This window comes from Amycolatopsis sp. NBC_01307 (genome assembly GCF_035975215.1).
GTDB lineage: Bacteria > Actinomycetota > Actinomycetes > Mycobacteriales > Pseudonocardiaceae > Amycolatopsis.
The window spans coordinates 5,588,492-5,604,930 of sequence record NZ_CP108403.1; the positions used below are offsets into that span (position 1 = coordinate 5,588,492).

Below are 16,439 nucleotides of genomic sequence, written 5' to 3' on the forward strand. Positions count from 1 at the left end.
GGGCATGCTGACTGCGTGACCGGCAAATCGGACGCGCGCCTGCGCGAACTCGTGCTGCTGCGCCGCGTCCGCGACCGGATCGACCGGGACTACGCGCAGCCGCTGGACGTCGAGGCGCTGGCGCGCGGCGTCCACCTCTCGGCGGGCCACCTGAGCCGGGAGTTCCGCGCCGCCTTCGGCGAGTCGCCCTACAGCTACCTGATGACCCGGCGCATCGAGCGGGCCATGACCCTGCTGCGGCGGGGTGATCTCTCGGTGACGGAGGTCTGCTTCGCGGTCGGCTGCTCGTCGCTCGGGACGTTCAGCACGCGGTTCTCCGAGCTGGTCGGCATCTCGCCGAGCGCCTACAAGCGCCTGGCGGCCGGTGACGGCGAGGGCATCCCCACCTGCCTGGCCAAGCAGGTCATGCGGCCGATCAGGAATCGAGAAGCGACGCCCACCCGCTCGCACCTATCGTGAGCAGCATGAACCTCATCATCCAGCACACGTTTCTCCCCGCCGAAGACCCGGAGAAGTCGCTCGCGTTCTACCGCGACGCGCTGGGTTTCGAGGTGCGCAACGACGTGGGGTACGGGGACATGCGCTGGATCACGGTCGGCCCGGCCGACCAGCCGCACACGTCGATCGTGCTGCACCCGCCGGCCGCCGACCCGGGCCTGACCGACGACGAGCGCCGCACGATCGCCGAGCTGATGGCCAAGGGCAGCTACGCGTCGATCGTGCTCGCGTCCTCGGACCTGGCGGGCACGTTCGACCAGGTCCAGGCGAGCGGCGCCGACGTCGTCCAGGAGCCGATGGACCAGCCCTACGGCGTCCGCGACTGCGCGTTCCGCGACCCGGCGGGCAACATGGTCCGCATCAGCCAGCTGGGGTGATCCGCCGCCCGGCGAACTCCAGCACGTCGGGCAGGACACCGCGCCAGTAGGCGTCTTCGTGCTTGCCCGGCGAGAACCGCGCCACGGCCGGCGAGACCGCGTTCACCAGCTTGCGGTCGGCGCCCAGGAACGGGTCGGACTCGCCGCACCACACACCCAGGTTCGCGCCGTGCACATCGGCCGCGTGCAGCAGCGGTTCCTCCGCGCGCCAGCCGGCCTCGTCGGCGAACACCTTGCGGGCGCGGGCATCCGGCCAGCTGACGAACAGGGCCGCGCTCGCCACGGCCGTCGCCTTCAGGTCCGGGTGGGCGCGGGCGAAGCGGAGGGCGCCGAAGCCGCCCATCGAAATGCCGAACACCGCCGCGGGCGCCTTGAGGTCACGCTGGGTGAGCCAAACGGGAAGTTCGTCGGACAGCATCCGCTGCGGGTCGTCGTTCTTCCCGACGTTCACCCAGTAGTGGTCACCGTCGGGGGCGGCGATCGCGAACGGCGGGACACCCGCGTGCACGGCCTTGGTGAGCGCCTCGGGGACGCCGAGGTCGAGGAACGTCCGGGCGCGGGCGCCGCGGCCGTGCAGGGCCAGGCACACCGGCAGGCCCGAGGCCGGGACGCCGTCGGGGGTGATCAGGACCAGCTCGACGTCGGTGCCGCGGGCCGCGGAGTGCATCCGCTGCACGGTGACGGGCGCACTCAGGGGCGTCGGGCCGGTCGGGGGTGCCGTCGCGGGCGGGCCGGGCGGCGGGCCGGAGGGGGCCGACGAGCAGCCCGCCAGCAGCGCGAGTGCGCTGCCGGCGAGCAGGCCGCGACGGGAGAGCACCGGGTCAGCCCCGGCTCTCCTCCGCCGCCGGCTCGTCTTCGTCCTCGGTTTCGCGGGGGGCCTTGTACGGGTCGGGTTCGCCCGCGTGCTGGGCTCCCGCCGACCGCCGGGCGACCTCCGCGTCGGCCTCACGGGCCTTTTCGAGCAGGGCCTCGATGCGCTTCGACTCTTCGGGGATCGTGTCGGCCACGAACGTCAGGGTCGGGGTGTAGCGCACCCCGGTGCCCTGCCCGACCATCGTGCGGAGCATGCCGCGCGCCGATTCGAGCGCGGCGGCGGCACCGGCGAAGTCCGGCGGGATGTCCAGCTTTTCGCCGAGCACCGTGTAGTACACCGTGGCGTCGTGCAGGTCGCCGGTGACCTTCGTGTCCGTGACGGTCACGTAGTCCAGCCGGGAGTCCTTGACCTCGTGCTCGATCGCGGACGCCACGATCTGCGAGATCCGCTTGGCGAGCTTGCGGGCCCGAGCAGGATCAGCCATGTCTTTCTCCTCGAGAAAATCAGTCGTCTGGGCCGAGCAGCCGGCGGTGGGCGGAGAGCAGTTCGAACTCCGGCCTGCTCGCCACGTAGCGCTCGCACGAGTCGAGCACGTCACGGACGTGCTCGCCACCTTCGGCGACCACGGCCACCCCGATGAGGGTCCGCCGGTGCAGGTCGGTGTGACCGGCTTCGGCCACCGACACGGCGAAGCGCTTGCGCACCTCGGCCAGCACCGGCCGGACCACGGATCGCTTCTGCTTCAGCGAATGGACGTCGCCGAGCAGGATGTCGAGCTCAAGAGCTCCGACGTACATAGGCAATGGTGGTGGTGTCGTAGGGATGGGAAGCGAAATCCCCGGGGGTGCGGCCGAAACCGCACCCCCGGGACCGGACGCCTTACGCCCGCGGCTTCTCGCGCTGCTCGTACGTCTCGATCGAGTCGCCGACCTTGAGGTCGCCGTACGAACCGAGCGTCAGACCGCACTCGTAGCCCTCGCGGACCTCGACCACGTCGTCCTTGAACCGCCGCAGCGAGCTGACCGGCAGGTTCTCCGCGACGACAGTGCCGTCGCGCAGCAGCCGGGCGCGCGCGTTGCGCCGGATCTCGCCGGACATGACCAGGCAACCCGCGATCGTGCCGATCTTGGAGGACTTGAAGACCTCGCGAACCTCCGCGCGGCCCAGCTCGACCTCTTCGTACTCGGGCTTGAGCATGCCCTTGAGGGCCTGCTCGATCTCGTCGATCGCCTGGTAGATGACCGTGTAGTACCGGACGTCGACGCCCTCGCGGGTGGCCCGCTCGGTCGCCTTGCCCTGGGCGCGGACGTTGAACCCGAGGACGATCGCGTCGGACGCGGTCGCCAGGTCGATGTCCGACTCGGTCACGCCACCGACACCGCGGTGCACCACGTTCAGCTCGACGTCGTCGCCGACGTCCAGCTGCAGCAGCGATGCCTCGAGGGCCTCGACGGTACCCGAGTTGTCACCCTTGATGATCAGGTTGAGGCTGTTCGTCTCCTTCAAGGCGGAGTCGAGGTCCTCGAGGCTGACCCGCTTACGGCGCGACGCGTTGAGCGCGTTGCGCGTACGAGCGGAACGGCGCTCGGCGATCTGCCGGGCGACGCGGTCCTCGTCGACCACCAGGAAGGTGTCGCCCGCACCCGGCACCGAGGTGAACCCGATGACCTGGACGGGACGCGACGGCAGCGCCTCGGTGACGTCGACGTTGTGCTCGTCGACCATCCGGCGGACGCGGCCGTAGGCGTCACCCGCCACGACCGAGTCACCGACGCGCAGCGTGCCGCGCTGGACCAGAACGGTGGCCACCGGGCCGCGGCCGCGGTCGAGGTGCGCCTCGATCGCGACACCCTGGGCCTCCATGTCCGGGTTGGCCCGGAGGTCCAGAGCGGCGTCGGCGGTCAGCAGGATCGCCTCGAGCAGACCGTCGATGTTGATGTTCTGCCGCGCGGAGATCTCGACGAACATCGTGTCGCCGCCGTACTCCTCGGCCACGAGGTTGTACTCGGTCAGCTGCTGCCGGATCTTGTCCGGGTTCGCGCCTTCCTTGTCGATCTTGTTGATCGCGACCACGATCGGGGCCTTGGCGGCCTGCGCGTGGTTGATCGCCTCGACCGTCTGCGGCATCACACCGTCGTCGGCCGCCACCACGATCACCGCGATGTCGGTCGAGTTGGCACCACGGGCACGCATGGCGGTGAACGCCTCGTGGCCCGGGGTGTCGATGAAGGTGATCAGGCGCGGGTTGCCTTCGAGCTCGGTCTCGATCTGGTACGCACCGATGTGCTGCGTGATGCCGCCGGCCTCGCTCTCGCGGACCTTCGTCTTCCGGATCGTGTCGAGCAGCCGGGTCTTACCGTGGTCGACGTGACCCATGATGGTCACGACCGGCGGCCTGACCTGCAGATCCTCTTCGCCACCGGCGTCGTCGCCGTAGGTGATGTCGAAGGTCTCCAGCAGCTCGCGGTCCTCCTCCTCGGGGCTGACGACCTGAACGTGGTAGTTCATTTCGCCGCCGAGCAGCTCGAGGATGTCGTCCGACACGGACTGCGTCGCGGTGACCATCTCGCCGAGGTGGAAGAGCACCTGCACCAGCGAAGCCGGGTTGGCGTCGATCTTCTCGGCGAAGTCGGTCAGCGAAGCGCCACGCGGCAGCCGGATCGTCTCGCCCTGCCCCTTGGGCAAGCGGACGCCGCCGACGCTGGGCGCCTGCATGTTGTCCATGTACTCCTGGCGCTTCTGCCGCTTCGACTTGCGACCCTTGCGCGAGGGACCACCCGGACGCCCGAAGGCACCCGCCGTGCCGCCACGGCCACCGGGACCACCACGGCCGCCGCCACCGCGGAAACCGCCGCCGCCACCGGCCGGGGCACCGGCACCGGGGCCGCCGCCACCGGGACGGAAACCACCGCCGCCACCGCCGCCGCCACCGGGACGGAAGCCGCCACCGGCACCGCCGCCGCCACCGGGGCCGCCGCGGAAACCGCCGCCGCCGCCACCGGGACCGCCACGAGCGCCGCCGCCGGGGCCGCCACGGGCACCGCCACCGGGACCACCGCGAGCGCCGCCACCGGGACCGGCCGGGCGCTGCGTGCGGCCCGGCATCATGCCGGGGTTCGGCCGCGGGGGCATGTTGCCCGGGCTCGGCCGGTTGCCACCGGCGCCGCCACCGGGACGCGGAGCCGGACGGTCACCGCCGCCACCGGTCCCACCGGGACGCGGCGGGCGGGTGTCGCCGCCCTGGCCGCCGCCACCGGGACGCGGGCCCTGCGGGCGCGGCGGGGCGCCGGAACCGACACCGAACGGGTTGTTGCCGACCCGCGGGGTGCGCGGACCGGGCTTGGGACCGCCGGGCTTGGGGCCCTGCGGCTTCGGCGGGACGACCGAACCGGTGTTGCCCTGCGGAGCGGGCGCGGCCGGGGTCTCCTGCTTGGGGGGTGCGGCCGGCGCTTCGGCCTTCGCGGCCGGGACCTGCTCCACCGGAGCGGGCGTGGCCGGCTGCTGACGCGGGCCGGGCCGGGGGCCGGGACCGGCCGGGCGGTTGCCCGGTGCGGCGGCCGGCTTCGAGGCCGGGGCCTGCTGCTGCGGGGCCGCCGCGGGGGCGGCCTGCACGACGGGTGCCTGCTGCTGGGGAGCGGGCGTCGCGGGCTTCGGCGCGGGAGCGCCCGGCTTGGCGGCCGGGGGTCCCGGGCGCGCCGACGGACCGGGGGTCGGGCCGGGCTTCTTGGCGCCCTTGGGCGCATACGCGTCGCGCAACCGGCGGGCGACGGGCGCCTCGACCGTGGACGACGCGGATTTGACGAATTCGCCCTGTTCCTTCAACTTGGCGAGCACGTCCTTGCTGGTGATGCCGAGCTCCTTAGCGAGCTCGTGTACGCGGGCCTTGCCTGGCACAGCTCTCCTCATCTAGGGGAGGCCAGGCGGGGAACCCGCTGACCTCGTCCTTATTGTCTCGCGTTCATGGCTTCAGCTTCACGGCTGACTCATGACGGGTCGACCTGCTTCCTTCGTTCCTCGCGGAGCCGGGGACGTCCCGGCTTCGTGATGCGTGGCGTGCTCGACGTACCCGCGGACCTCCCGGACGTCGAGCGCTCCCGGGGCCCGCAAGGCCCTCGGGAAAGCCCGCCGCCGTTCGGCTTTGGCCAGACAGTCCGCGTCGGGGTGCAACCACGCCCCCCGACCCGGGAGCCGACGACGTCCGTCGACGACCACCCGTCCGGCCACCGCGACCACGCGCAGCAGCTCACCGATCAAGGCCCGCCGCTTGCAACCGACACAAGTCCGCACCGGGGATTCTCGGTGGGGCTGGCGCTCGGCTACCCGCCGCGGGCTTCGAACCACTCCGGAGTCTACCGCTTCGACCTTCACTCAGCCGAACCGGTTGTCGCGGCGGGCCGCGACGGACCGGCGTGGTCTTGATCACCCTCGTCGTCCACCGGCGCGGCATCGCTGCGGATGTCGATCCGCCAGCCGGTCAGACGGGCGGCGAGGCGGGCGTTCTGGCCCTCCTTGCCGATCGCCAGCGACAGCTGGAAGTCCGGCACCACGACGCGGGCGGTCTTGCCCCGCTCGTCCATGACCCGTACGGAAACAACCTTCGCCGGGGACAGGGCATTCCCCACGAACCGGGCCGGGTCCTCCGAGTAGTCGATGATGTCGATCTTCTCGCCGGCCAGCTCGCTCATCACGTTGCGCACGCGCGCGCCGACCGGGCCGATGCAGGCGCCCTTGGCGTTCACGCCCGCCACGGTGGACTTCACCGCGATCTTCGTGCGGTGTCCCGGCTCGCGCGCCACGGCGGCGATCTCGACGGTCCCGTCGGCGATCTCCGGGACCTCCAGCGCGAACAGCTTGCGCACGAGGTTGGGGTGCGAGCGCGAGAGCGTGATCTGCGGGCCGCGGTTGCCGCGCGCGACGGTGACCACGTACGCCTTGATCCGGCTGCCGTGCTCGTAGGACTCCCCGGCCACCTGCTCCGCCGACGGCAGCACGCCCTCGGTGTCACCCACCTGGACCACGACCATGCCGCGCGCGTTGGCGCGGGCGTCGCGCTGGATGACGCCGGCGACGATCTCGCCCTCCTTGGTGGAGAACTCGCCGAAGGTCTTCTCGTGCTCGGCGTCACGCAGCCGCTGCAGGATGACCTGGCGCGCGGTGGTGGCGGCGATCCGGCCGAACCCCTCGGGGGTGTCGTCCCACTCCTCGTCGGTCTCGCCGTCGTGGGTCAGCGTGCGCGCGAGCACGCGCACCAGGCCGGACTTATGGTCGATGTCGATGCGGGCGTGCGGCTGGTGCCCTTCGGTGTGCTTGTACGCGGTGAGCAAGGCCGTCTCGATGGCCTCGATCACCGTTTCGAAGGGGATGTCCTTGTCCCGTTCGATCGCCCTCAGTGCGGCGATGTCGACGTTCACTTCGACCCCTTCTCCGTTTTCTCGGTCTCGGCCTGACCGGCGCCGGTCAGGCCGGACGCGTCGTCGTCGAGCAGTTTCAGATCCTCGGCGGGCGGCTGCTTGAACTCGATCTCGACGACCGCCTTCGCCACCTGGGCGTAGCGGACGTCGCGGAGCTCGCCGTCGGCGAGGAGGCGGGCGGCGTCCGCGCCCGCGTGACCGACCCGGCCCACGAAGGCGTCACCTTCGACCGGGGTGACCTTGACCAAGCGGAACCGCGCGCGCCGCCAGTGCCGCTGCTGGGTCAGCGGGCGCTCGATGCCCGGTGAGGTGACCTCCAGCGTGTACGCGCTCGCGAGCACGTGCTCGTTCTCGTCGAGCGCCGCCGCCACCTTGCGGCTGACCTCGGCGACCTCGTCCAGCCCGATGCCGTCGTCGGAGTCGACGACGACCTTGACCAGCTGCCGCCGGCCGGCCTGCTGGACCTCGAACGAATCGAGGTCGAAACCCGCGGCGGTGACGGCTTCGGCCACGATCGGCTGAAGCCGGCTGGCGAGTTCTCCTGGCACGTGGGGCTCTCCTCGGTCGGGGTGGGGGTTGGGGAACGGGTCGGTGGTGGACCAGCTTATCCGGTCGCCTTGTCACCACGCGCGAGCGGCGGGCCCGCCCCGGGGCCTGGCAGGATGGGCCGACGTGACCGGAAGACCGACCGAGCTGACCCGCCGTGCCGCCCTCCGCTTCGGGGCGGTGGCCGCTTTGGCCGTGCCGCTGGCCGCCTGCGGGCCCGGCTACGACGAAAGCCCCGACCCGCTGCAGCCGCTCCTGGCCGCCGCCGACGCGGACGCCGCGGCGGCGCGTGCCCTGGCCAAGGGCAAGGACGCCGACGCCGCCGGCCAGCTCGCCGACGCGCGCGCGGCGCACGCGGCCGCCCTGAAGTCCGAAGTGGACCGCCTGAACCGGCCGAAACCGTCGTCCTCGGCGACGCCGCCGGCCGCGGTGGCGCTGGGCGACCTGAAGGAGCGGCTGGCCACCGCGCGCAAGCAGGCCGAGGACCTCGTCGGCGGCCTGCCGCGCTACCGCGCCGGGATGGTCGCGGCGATCGCCGCGGGCTGCGCGGCGCTGCAGCGCATCACCCCGGCGCTGGGCCCGGGCGAGGACGCCCCCGCCGCGGCCGCCCCGCCCGGCGGCGTCCCCGCCGAAGCCGTCGACCCGCTGCAGCAGGCGCTCGCCGCCGAGCACGCCGCGGTCTGGGTCTACGGCCTGGTCGGCGCGTTCCTCCCGGCCGACTTCGGCGAGGCGGAGAAGGGCGGCGTCGCCGAACACGCGCTGCGCCGCGACCTGCTGCAGACGATGCTCGCGGGCGCCGGAGCGACCCCGGTCGCGCCGGAAGCGGCGTACAACCCGAAGAAGCCGGTGACCGACACGGCGTCGGCCGCACTGGTCGTCGCGACGGCGGAGGCCGACTGCGCGTCGGCGTGGCTGGCCGTGGTGAACCACACCGACGACGCCGGCCTGCGCAAGACGGCGCTGCACGCGCTGGTGGCGGCTTCGCGGCGCGGGACGCCGTGGCGTTCCGAGGCCGGCGAGAAGCCGGTGGCGGTGGCCATGCCCGGCCAGGCGAGCTGACCCGCTAAAGCCGTGAAGGCCTCCTTACCGGCTCTTATGGCCGGTAAGGAGGCCTTCACGGCTTTAGCGGGGCTCAGCCGAAGTCGGCCGACAGGCGCAGCGCGTCCTCGGCGATCTTGTCGATCAGCGCCTTGTCCTGGTGCTTGTCGTAGAAGTCGCCCAGCACGATCGTCACGTTCGTGCCCTCGACGCGGGACGCGTACGCCGCGTCGGCGCCGCTCACGCTCGGGGTGCCGGCGCCGGCGAACGTCTTGTCCCGGACCAGGTCGGTGACGTTGCCGGTGCCGTCCTGCTCGGTCAGCGCCTTGAGCGCCTTCGCCTTCGTCGAGTCCGGCAATCCCACCAGCACCACCGACACCAGCGCCTTCGCGCCGCCCGACTCCGTCGTGTACAGCGCGCGGACCAGCGACTGGCATGGGCTGTCCTGGAAGAAGTCCTTGGTCTTGCCGTAGGACTTCGCGACGCAGTCGGTGGAGCGCACCGGCCCGGCGACCGGCGTGAACGTGTACTTCCCGGTGCTCTTGGCCGGCGGCTGCGCCGTCGGCTCGTCCGGCGTCGAGTCGTGCCGGATCAGGAACCAGAGCAGCCCGGAGATCACGGCGATCGCGACCAGCCCGGCGCCCCTGAGTGCCAGGGTCCGGGTGTCACGCTTCGGTGGGCCGGGCACGGGCGGGCGGGGCTGCGGGGGAACCGCGCCCAGCGGGGCCGTGTCGGACGGGCCTGGGGTGAAATGCGCACCAACCACGACGCCATACGGTAGTTCACGCCCGCTGAGCTGTTCACTCGAATGCGTGTAAGACGCGTTCGACGTCGTCAGCGGTGTTGTAGAGGTGGAAGCCGACCCGCACCTTGCCGTTGCGCAACCCGGAGACGATCCCGGCCGCGGCCACCCGTCCGGGGTCGGCCTCGAGCGACACGATCGCACTCCCCCGCGGCGGCCGGCCGAGCTTCTCCAGCAGCGTGTCGGCCAGGCCGATGTCGTGGGCCGCGACCTGCGCGAGGTCGAGCCCGCCGAGGTACTCCAGCGCGGCGGCCGCGCCCACCTGGGCCAGCCAGACGGGTGACAGGTCGAACGCGCGGGCGTCGCCGGCCAGCCGCAGCGGGAGGCCGTAGACGGTGGCCCACGGGTCCTCCCCCGCGTACCAGTTGGCCGCGACCGCGCGGGTGCGGTCCTGGGCGTCCGGGCGCACCGCCAGCCACGCGCAGCCGCGCGGCGCGAACAGCCACTTGTAGCCCGCCGCGACGACCCAGTCGGCCCAGGCGACGTCCAAGGGCAGCCAGCCCGCGGCCTGGGTCGCGTCGAGCAGCACCGCCGCCCCGGCGGCCTCGGCCGCGGCCCGCAGCGCGGCGAGGTCGGCGATCCGGCCGTCGGCGGACTGGACGACGCTCACCGCGACGACGTCGTGCCCCTCGACCCGCGCGGCGAGGTCGTCGAGCGGCACCTCGGTGACGGTGACGCCCGGGTTCGCCGCGAACGGGAAGGTCACGCTGGTGAAGTCGCCCTCGGCGGCGAGCACGCGGGTGCCGGCGGGCAGCGCGGCGGCGACGTTGGCGATCAGCTGCGAGGCCGACGCGCCGATCGCGACGCGCCCGGCGTCGACCCCGAGCAGCCGGGCGAACCCGGCCCGCGACCGCGCGACGGCCTCGTCGAAGTCCGCCGGCCGGCTCGCGCCGGTCCGCCAGTTCTCGACCGACCCGGCCACGGCCGCGGCGACCGGCGCGGGCGGGATGCCCATGCTCGGCGTGTTCAGGTACCCGGACGGGACGGCGAAGTCGGCTCCGAAGGCGTGCATGTCCCCGAGCCAAGCAGATCCGGAACTCACAGGAACGCGGTGACGTCGGCGTAGGACGGCGGAGTGAGGGGAAGATCACGGCCGTCGCGCACCGCGAGCGCCGTCTCGGCCGCCGCGGCCAGCGCCATCCGGTAGGGCAGCGAGCCCAGGCTGACCCGCGCGACGCCCAGCTCCGCCAGCCCGGCCAGGGTGACCTTGCCGGGCAGGAACAGCAGGTTGAGCGGGACCCCGACGGCGACGAGCCGCTCGACGTCGGCCGGCGCGGCGAGACCGGGCACGAAGACGCCGTCCGCGCCCGCCGCGACGTACGCCCGCGCCCGCGTCTCGGCTTCGGCCACCGAGCGGTCGCCCGCCCAGTGGGTGTCGGTGCGGGCGTTGACGAACAGCCGCGGCGCCCGCTCCTTCACGGCCGCGACCAGGGCGGCCTGGACGTCGACCGGGGCGAGCGAGCCGTCGGCGCGGCCGTCCTCGAGGTTGACGCCGACCGCGCCCGCCGCGGCGAGCTCTTCGGCCAGGTCGGCGACGGCGGCCGGGTCCGCGCTGAAGCCGTCGGCGATGTCGACGCTGACCAGCGCGTCGAGCCGGGCCAGCCGGGCGGCCAGCGCGACGGTCGTGTCCCGCGTCGACGGCGCGCCGTCCGGCTCCCCCGCCGCCGCGGACACGCCGAGGCTGGTCGTCCCGAGCGCGCGGAACCCCTGCGCGACGAGGTGGGCGCCGACGCCGAACTCCCAGGCGTTCGGCAGCAGGAGCGGGGTACCGGGGACGTGCAGCGCACGGAATTCGTCCATGCCCCGAACCTAGGTCCGCAACACTTCGGCCGTCGCCGAAGCCGTGTCGACCCTCCAATCACGCGTGTCGACTCCCGAATCACGCGTGTCGGCTCCCTGATCACACGTGCCGGCTCCCTGATCACACGTGCCGGCCGTTCGATCACACCCCTCGAGTGATCGAACGGCCGGCACGCGTGACTGGGAGGTCGACTCGCGTGATTGGAGGGTCGACACGCGTGATCAGGGGGTCGACACGGTGTCAGCCGCTGCTGCCGGACGAGGCGGCCGCCGAGATCGCCGCGGCGCGGGCCGCCTTCAGTTCCCGGACCACCTTGCGCAGCGCGGGGACCGCCGCTCCCGCGCGCTCCTCCAGCTCCGCGAGCCGGGCCTTGTGGTGGCGGGCGTCGCGGCGCGAGACGACCGTGCGCAGCTCCACCGCCGCGGCCAGGGACGTCAGCGCCGCCGCGCCCGGGTCGACCCGCGACGCCGGTTCGCGGCCTCGCAGGGCGGCCGCCACGACCTCGTGCAGCCGGGCCGCTTCCACGCGGTCGCGGACCACCGGGCGGCGGCGCGGGAACAGCCCCAGCACGTGCGAAGTCTTCAGCGTGATCGTGCCCGCCGCGTCGAGCTGGGCCTCCAGGGACTGGAGCGTGGCCCGGGCGTCGCGGCGGACCCACCCGCGCCACTTGCGGTGCGGGTCCGCGGCGAGGTCGCCCAGCAGGTCGTCGAGCACGAGGTGGCCGGTGCCGGCCGCGCCGGTGACCACGGGCCGCCCGTCGCCGTCGACGACCAGCCCGCGCAGGACCAGGTCCGTCAACGCCGCCGCGCGCACCAGCAGCGCGACCCCCTGCCGGCGTGGCAGCCGGTCGCGGCCGGTGTCACACGCGAGCAGGTAAGCCTGGGCGGGCAAGGACAAAGTGCTCATCATTTCCTCTCACTGCCGTTTCAGCTGGGGCCAGATCCGCGACCACGGCGCGTTCCGGCCGTCGTAGAGCCACAGCAGCCCGTCGACCACCTGGGTCTCGTGCGCGAAGCAGGGCCGCAGCAGCCCGGGGTCGAACCCGGCGAACAGCACCGCGTCGGCCGACTCCGGCGGCGGCCCGAAGTACCAGTACGCCCGGTGTCCACTGTAGACGGTGCGGATGCCGTACGGCGCCCCGTAGAACTCGGTCACCGCCGCGAACGGGTAGATCTCGGCGTACACCGCCGTCCGGGCCCGGGTCGCGGGCGGCAGCGCGGCGTACGTCTGCCCGATCACCTTCGCCAGCTCCTGCTGCGGCAGCTCCCCCTGCGCGAACGAGCTGCCGAGCGAGAACGGCCCGACCGACGTCCGCGCCGAGGCCGGCCACACCGGCAGCGCGACCAGCGTGACGACGGCCGAGAGCACGAACACCGGCCACGCCACGACCTTCCACCACCGCACCAGGTTCCGCCGGGTCAGCTCGGTCGCGGCGGCCGCGAACGGAACGGCGTAGCAGCCCATCAGGTAGTAGGACCGCCCCTGCGTCGCGACCACGGCCAGCGCCACCAGGACCAGCGCGACGCCGAGGTACCGGTACGGCCGCAGCTCCGCCGACCGCAGCAGCCGCCAGACGCCGTAGAGCAGGGCCACCACGCCGACCCCGATGCCGGCGCCGAGCAGCCCGTCGCGCACCCACGGGCCGTAGCCCGGGAACTCCGCGGCGACGACTTCACTCATGTGGGTGTAGGGCCAGCCGTGGGTCGCCTGCCAGATCAACGTCGGCACCGTGACCACGGCGGCTATCGCCGCGCCCAGCCACAGCTTCGGGCGCCGGAGCAGGTCCCGCGGCCCGACCACCAGCGCGGCGAGCAGCACCGCCGCCCACAGGGCCGGGATCAGGAACTTCGTCTCCAGCGACACCGCCGTGACGACGCCGGCCCAGACGAGCAGGCCGTCGCGGCGGGTGCGGGTCCAGCGGACGAGCAGCCAGGCGACGACCGTCCACAGGAACGGGTCCAGCACGTAGGTCCCGATCCAGTGGCTGACGATCACGATGCCGGACGTCGCGTAGCAGGCGGCCGCCATCGCCTGCGCGCCGCGCCCGCCGCCGAACTCCCGCGCGATCAGCGCCGTGACGACCACCCCGGCGGCCGCGGCCAGCGTCATCGGCAGCCGCAGCACGACGAGCGAGTCCGGCGCGAGCCAGTCCATCGCCGCCGCCAGCGCCGGGATGAGCGGTGGCTGGTCGAAATACCCCCAGCTCAGGTGATTTCGACCGGCCACCAGGAAGTAGAGCTCGTCGAACCCGCCGGCGTAGCGCCCGCTGGTCAGCAGCAGCGCGAGCCCGGCGACGCCGGCGATCGCCAGCACCGGGGCGCGGGCGAACACCACGCTCGTCGTCTGTCGCGTTTGGACGGTCACTACGGTTGCCTCCCTCGCTGTGGTCCGCCCACTCCACCGGATCGGGGACGCGGGCGAAACGTGGCAAGGAAGGTGATCACGGCGACGAAAGTTGCGGCCCGCGGACCGGTGCGCAACTTTGGTTGCGCATCCGGCGCGGCGGCCTCCGCGAGCGGTTACCGTGGCCGCGTGACCAGCACCAGGCGGCCGTGGTGGCCGAGCCGCGCCGACGTCTTCTGGCTGTTCGTGGCGGCGTTCGCGTTCGCGGGCCTGAACGTCCTGCTCTACGCGCTGGGCGAGGTCACGACCGGGCCGCTCGGCCCGACCGCCGGGTTGGCGCTGCAGCTGGTCTGCGACTTCTCCCTGGTGCTGGTGTTCCGGTTCCCGCGGCAGGTCGCCTGGTTCGTCGTCGCGGCGGCGGGCCTGATGCTGGCGTCCGACCTGTTCACCCCCGGCCTGCTCGTGCCGGTGCGCCAGCTCGCCCTGACGACGGTGCCGACCATCAGCCCGGTCCTGCTGTCGCAGCTGCCGCGGCTGCTGGACCGGCGGACCGTCCTCTGGCTGGCCGGGATCCTCACGCTGATCGCCGCGCGGCCGTGGGTGCCGAGCTGGAGCACCACGCCGTTCGCCCTGCTCAGCACCACGCTGCCGGCGATGCTCGGGCTCTACGGCGAGGCGCGGCGCCAGCTGCTGCGGTCGCTGCGGGACCGCGCGGAACGCGCCGAGCGCGAGCAGCACCTGCTCGCCGAGCAGGCCCGCGCGGAGGAACGGCGGCGGCTGGCGGGCGAGATGCACGACGTCGTCACGCACCGGCTCAGCCTGATGGTGCTGCACGCGGGGGCGCTCGGCGTGACGTCGCACGAGGAGCCGGTGCGGGCGGCGGCCGAGGACATCCGCCGCGAAGGCGTCTTCGCGCTGGACGAGCTGCGCGACCTCGTCGGCGTGCTGCGCAACGGCTCCGAGCTGAGCCCGCGGACGCTCGGCCAAGAGCAGCCCGGCGATCCGGCCCGGCTGGTCGAGGAGTCCCGCTCGGTCGGCATCGAGACGGCGTTCGCGGTGGACGGCGACCCGGCGCAGGTGTCGCCGACCGTCGCGCGGACCGCGTACCGGCTGGTGCAGGAGGCGCTGACGAACGTCCGCAAGCACGCGCCGGGCGCGTCGGTGACGGTGTCGCTGCGCTACCACCCTGGCGGCCTCGACGTCTCGGTCGCCAGCACCGCGGCCGGGCAGCGGCCCGATCCGGCGCTGGCGGCCAGCGGCTCCGGGGCCGGGCTGGCCGGGCTGCGGCAGCGCGTCGAACTCGTCGGCGGGCGGTTCGACGCGGGCCCGGTGCGCGGCGGCGGGTTCCGGGTCGGTGCGATACTGCCCGCTTACGTCCCGACGGCGGAAGGCACGCAGAGTGATCCCGGTGCTCGTGGTCGATGACGAGCCGATGGTGTGCGCGCACCTGCGCACGATCCTCGGTTCGGCCGACGACATCGACGTCGTGGCCCAGGCCGCCGACGGCGCCGAAGCCGTCGAGGCCGTGGTCCGGCACCGGCCGCGGGTCGTGCTGATGGACCTGCGCATGCCGGGCGTCGACGGCCTGACGGCGATCGCCCGAATCGCGGCGCTCCCCGACCCGCCGGCGGTGGTCGCGCTGACGACGTTCGACGCGGACACGTACGTGATCCGCGCGCTGCGCGCGGGCGCGGCGGGCTTCCTGGTCAAGTCGACGCCGCCGGAGGACCTGATCGGCCTGGTCCGCGTCGCGGCCGACGGCCACACGGTGCTCTCACCGTCCGCGGCCCGCCGCCTGGTGGCACTGTCGTCGGACAGCCGCGAACGCGGCGACGACGCCCGCCGCCGGACGTCCGGTCTCACGGACCGGGAGCGGGATGTCCTGGCGTGCTTGGGCGAAGGACTGTCCAATGCGGACATCGCGACCCGGCTGCACCTCGCCGAGGCGACGGTGAAGAGCTACGTGTCGCGGATGCTCGTGAAGCTGGACTGCACGAACCGGACCCAGGCGGGATTGCTGGCGCACGAAGCGGGTCTGGTCGCCCGCTAGGGCCACAGCAACGGGACCGCGCGCCACACCGCCCAGGTGATGAGGGCGAACCACGCGGCGATCCACACGAACCCGGGGATTCCCGTGCTCCGGGCCAGCATGGCGGCGTCGTCCTCTTGACCGCCGAAGCCGTCCTGGAACCGGTTGGAGACGATCGCGCGCAGCCCGCCGATCTCACTGGTCAGCAACAGCCACGTTTCGGCGTACGCGACGCCGTTCTTCAGCCAGGGCGGCGCCCAGCGCAACGCGCCGAACACGATCGCCCCGACCGCGACGACCACCACGAAGGTGAGCACGTCGCGGGTGAACAGCAGGAGGAACACCATCGCGGCCAGGGTCAGGGTGAGCACGGCGGGGACGAGCCCGCGGTGCAGCAAGGCCGCCGCGCCCAGCCCGGCCAGCGGCGGCATCGCGTAGCCGGCGGCGATGGTCAGGATCGCGGCGAGCGCCGACGGGTTCCACTGCAGGGTGCCGCCGGATTCCGCACTCGTGATCCGGACACGGAGAACGCCGCCCCCGGTCAGGATGCTCACCAGCGCGTGGCCGCCTTCGTGGAAGAGCGTCCCGAGGAAGTTGGCCCGGTAGACCACATTCCGCCGGCCGCTGACGAAGGACATCATGACGGCCACGGCGGCCACCAGCGCGGTGATCCCGACGAGTTCCGGCCCAGGCGCGGGCACGGTTTCGTTGAGCACGGCGAACGCGGACGCCATGGATTCCCTCCCCGGAGCCGTGGAGCCGTCCTCCACAGTGTCACCG

Annotated in this window: 18 protein-coding genes; 5 read left to right on the forward strand and 13 right to left on the reverse strand. The window is 73.2% G+C overall.

The genetic code is table 11. The annotated features are described in order from the left end of the window. The first annotated feature begins 15 nt into the window (after positions 1-15). Both OG439_RS23695 and OG439_RS23700 read left to right on the forward strand, forming a co-directional pair. Entirely contained in the window at positions 16-459 is a 444-nt protein-coding gene (locus OG439_RS23695; RefSeq protein ID WP_247054714.1) for a helix-turn-helix transcriptional regulator, read from the forward strand. A 5-nt stretch (positions 460-464) separates the two neighbouring features. Continuing rightward, on the forward strand, positions 465-875 hold the full coding sequence (locus tag OG439_RS23700; protein ID WP_326943075.1) for a VOC family protein: 411 nt from the start codon (positions 465-467) through the stop codon (positions 873-875). Here the strand turns inward: OG439_RS23700 and OG439_RS23705 are convergent. From OG439_RS23705 to rimP, 7 genes are all read right to left on the reverse strand, one after another. Further along, positions 859-1,692: an alpha/beta hydrolase gene (locus OG439_RS23705; RefSeq protein WP_326943076.1), complete on the reverse strand. Its 834-nt coding sequence runs from the start codon at positions 1,690-1,692 to the stop codon at positions 859-861. The two genes, OG439_RS23700 and OG439_RS23705, sit on opposite strands and share 17 nt — an antisense overlap. Before the next feature lie 4 nt (positions 1,693-1,696). Beyond that, complete coding sequence (rbfA, locus tag OG439_RS23710; protein WP_326943077.1) at positions 1,697-2,173, reverse strand: 30S ribosome-binding factor RbfA; 477 nt, start codon at positions 2,171-2,173, stop codon at positions 1,697-1,699. 19 nt (positions 2,174-2,192) lie between these two features. Continuing rightward, positions 2,193-2,486 carry a DUF503 domain-containing protein gene (locus OG439_RS23715; protein WP_247054723.1) on the reverse strand — a complete coding sequence of 98 codons (294 nt, stop codon included), beginning with the start codon at positions 2,484-2,486 and terminating at the stop codon, positions 2,193-2,195. 82 nt (positions 2,487-2,568) lie between these two features. Beyond that, complete coding sequence (gene infB, locus OG439_RS23720) at positions 2,569-5,583, reverse strand: translation initiation factor IF-2 (protein ID WP_326943078.1); 3,015 nt, start codon at positions 5,581-5,583, stop codon at positions 2,569-2,571. A gap of 78 nt (positions 5,584-5,661) precedes the next feature. Continuing rightward, positions 5,662-6,057, reverse strand: coding sequence for a YlxR family protein (locus tag OG439_RS23725; protein ID WP_326943079.1), 396 nt, complete (start codon positions 6,055-6,057; stop codon positions 5,662-5,664). Beyond that, the gene (gene nusA, locus OG439_RS23730; RefSeq protein WP_247054727.1) at positions 6,054-7,100 is read right to left on the reverse strand and encodes a transcription termination factor NusA; all 1,047 of its coding nucleotides are present in this window, start codon (positions 7,098-7,100) and stop codon (positions 6,054-6,056) included. The genes OG439_RS23725 and nusA overlap by 4 nt, the downstream gene beginning before the upstream one ends. Next, a complete protein-coding gene (gene rimP / locus OG439_RS23735; protein ID WP_326943080.1) occupies positions 7,097-7,648 on the reverse strand; it encodes a ribosome maturation factor RimP in 552 nt (183 codons plus the stop codon). Before rimP ends, nusA begins: the two co-directional genes overlap by 4 nt. Before the next feature lie 124 nt (positions 7,649-7,772). Between rimP and OG439_RS23740 the strand changes: the two genes are divergently transcribed. Then, entirely contained in the window at positions 7,773-8,705 is a 933-nt protein-coding gene (locus OG439_RS23740) for a ferritin-like domain-containing protein (protein WP_326943081.1), read from the forward strand. Positions 8,706-8,778: 73 nt separating this feature from the next. Here OG439_RS23740 and OG439_RS23745 read toward each other — a convergent pair whose 3' ends face one another. The 5 genes from OG439_RS23745 to OG439_RS23765 all read right to left on the reverse strand — a co-directional run bounded on the left by OG439_RS23745 (position 8,779) and on the right by OG439_RS23765 (position 13,651). Beyond that, positions 8,779-9,372 carry a hypothetical protein gene (locus OG439_RS23745; RefSeq protein WP_326951603.1) on the reverse strand — a complete coding sequence of 198 codons (594 nt, stop codon included), beginning with the start codon at positions 9,370-9,372 and terminating at the stop codon, positions 8,779-8,781. Positions 9,373-9,484: 112 nt separating this feature from the next. Then, positions 9,485-10,498: an aminotransferase class V-fold PLP-dependent enzyme gene (locus tag OG439_RS23750; protein WP_326943082.1), complete on the reverse strand. Its 1,014-nt coding sequence runs from the start codon at positions 10,496-10,498 to the stop codon at positions 9,485-9,487. Positions 10,499-10,524: 26 nt separating this feature from the next. Beyond that, the gene (locus tag OG439_RS23755) at positions 10,525-11,286 is read right to left on the reverse strand and encodes an isocitrate lyase/PEP mutase family protein (RefSeq protein WP_326943083.1); all 762 of its coding nucleotides are present in this window, start codon (positions 11,284-11,286) and stop codon (positions 10,525-10,527) included. 241 nt (positions 11,287-11,527) lie between these two features. Continuing rightward, the gene (locus OG439_RS23760) at positions 11,528-12,193 is read right to left on the reverse strand and encodes a GOLPH3/VPS74 family protein (RefSeq protein ID WP_326943084.1); all 666 of its coding nucleotides are present in this window, start codon (positions 12,191-12,193) and stop codon (positions 11,528-11,530) included. Between the two features lie 9 nt (positions 12,194-12,202). Further along, positions 12,203-13,651 (reverse strand): ArnT family glycosyltransferase, encoded by a 1,449-nt coding sequence (locus OG439_RS23765; RefSeq protein WP_326943085.1) that lies wholly within the window; start codon positions 13,649-13,651, stop codon positions 12,203-12,205. 168 nt (positions 13,652-13,819) lie between these two features. On the opposite strand from OG439_RS23765, the gene OG439_RS23770 reads away from it, so the two are divergent. Together OG439_RS23770 and OG439_RS23775 are read left to right on the forward strand one after the other, a co-directional pair. Next, positions 13,820-15,055, forward strand: coding sequence for a sensor histidine kinase (locus OG439_RS23770; protein WP_326943086.1), 1,236 nt, complete (start codon positions 13,820-13,822; stop codon positions 15,053-15,055). After that, positions 15,030-15,680: a response regulator gene (locus tag OG439_RS23775; protein WP_247054746.1), complete on the forward strand. Its 651-nt coding sequence runs from the start codon at positions 15,030-15,032 to the stop codon at positions 15,678-15,680. Before OG439_RS23770 ends, OG439_RS23775 begins: the two co-directional genes overlap by 26 nt. Here the strand turns inward: OG439_RS23775 and OG439_RS23780 are convergent. Then, on the reverse strand, positions 15,677-16,393 hold the full coding sequence (locus OG439_RS23780; RefSeq protein ID WP_326943087.1) for a M50 family metallopeptidase: 717 nt from the start codon (positions 16,391-16,393) through the stop codon (positions 15,677-15,679). The two genes, OG439_RS23775 and OG439_RS23780, sit on opposite strands and share 4 nt — an antisense overlap. Positions 16,394-16,439 lie beyond the last annotated feature (46 nt).